Annotated in this window: 1 protein-coding gene; it reads left to right on the top strand. The window is 74.1% G+C overall.

The window, feature by feature from the left end; genetic code table 11:
- Nucleotides 1–152 precede the first annotated feature (152 nt).
- A complete protein-coding gene (locus tag FOE67_RS26385; RefSeq protein ID WP_182667338.1) occupies nucleotides 153–1040 on the top strand; it encodes an AraC family transcriptional regulator in 888 nt (295 codons plus the stop codon).
- Nucleotides 1041–1146: the final 106 nt, after the last annotated feature.

Here is a 1146-nt window from a genome sequence, read left to right as displayed (position 1 = left end):
GGGCCGGGTGGCCCGTCCGCCCCCTTCCGGCGTGTCCGGTGTCCCGGTCCCGGGGCCCCGCTCCTCCCCACCCGACCGGAACGGGCAGGAAGTGTCGGGCCCCGCCCCCGGTCGGCGTCCCAGAGTGGGAGGCGTCGAGGGAAGGAGATCCGGTGCTCGAGCACCTCAACCGCGCCATGGACCGCGTCGAGGAGCGTCTGGCCGGCGACCCCGGCGTGCCGATCGACGTCGCCGACCTCGCGAGGATCGCGATGACCTCGGAGTACCACTTCCGACGTCTGTTCTCCGCGCTCGCCGGGATGCCGCTGTCGGAGTACATCCGGCGCCGGCGCCTCACCCTCGCGGCGGCGGAGGTGACGGCCGGGGAACGGACCCTGCTGGAGGTCGCCGTGCGTCACGGCTACGGCTCCGGCGAGGCGTTCGCCCGGGCGTTCCGGGCGGTGCACGGCGTCGGGCCGGCCGAGGCCCGTCGCGCGGGGGCACCCCTGCGCTTCCAGCCCCGGATGTCCTTCCACCTGGTCGTCGAAGGGAGTGACGAGATGCGATACCGCGTCGTGGAGAAGCCGGCGTTCTCACTGGTCGGGCGGAAGGCCCGGGTACCGCTGGTGCACGAGGGGGTGAACCCGGCGATCGCGGAGTTCGTGCGCGGTCTCGGGGAGGAGACCCATGAACGGATCGAGGCGCTGTCGGACCGGGAGCCGCACGGGGTGATCTCCGGCTCCGTCCTGCTCTCCGAGGACCGCTCGGAGGGCACGGAGTTGGACTACTACCAGGCGGCGGCGACCGGCGCCGAACCACCGGCGGACATGGACGTGCTGCCGGTGGCGGCCGGGACGTGGGCGGTCTTCGAGAGCTCCGGTCCGTTTCCGCTGACCCTGCAGTACACCTGGCGGGACGTCTTCACCCGGTGGTTCCCCTCCCACCCGTACCGCACCGTTCCGGGACCCGAACTGCTGCGGGTGGAGCTGTCGGAGGACGGGACGCGGGCCGACGCCGAGATCTGGATCCCCGTCACCCGCACCGACACCCCGGCGCCCTGACCCCGTTGGGGCGGAGGGGAGGGTGGAGCCCTCCCCTCCGCCCCGAAGAGGTGAGCTCCGGGCCCGCGGCTCCCGGGACCCCGCCCCGGCCGACCGTCGGGGCCGG

It is taken from the genome of Streptomyces calidiresistens (assembly GCF_014141525.1).
GTDB classification, from domain to species: domain Bacteria; phylum Actinomycetota; class Actinomycetes; order Streptomycetales; family Streptomycetaceae; genus Streptomyces; species Streptomyces calidiresistens.
This window is presented reverse-complemented; position numbering and strand designations above follow the sequence as displayed.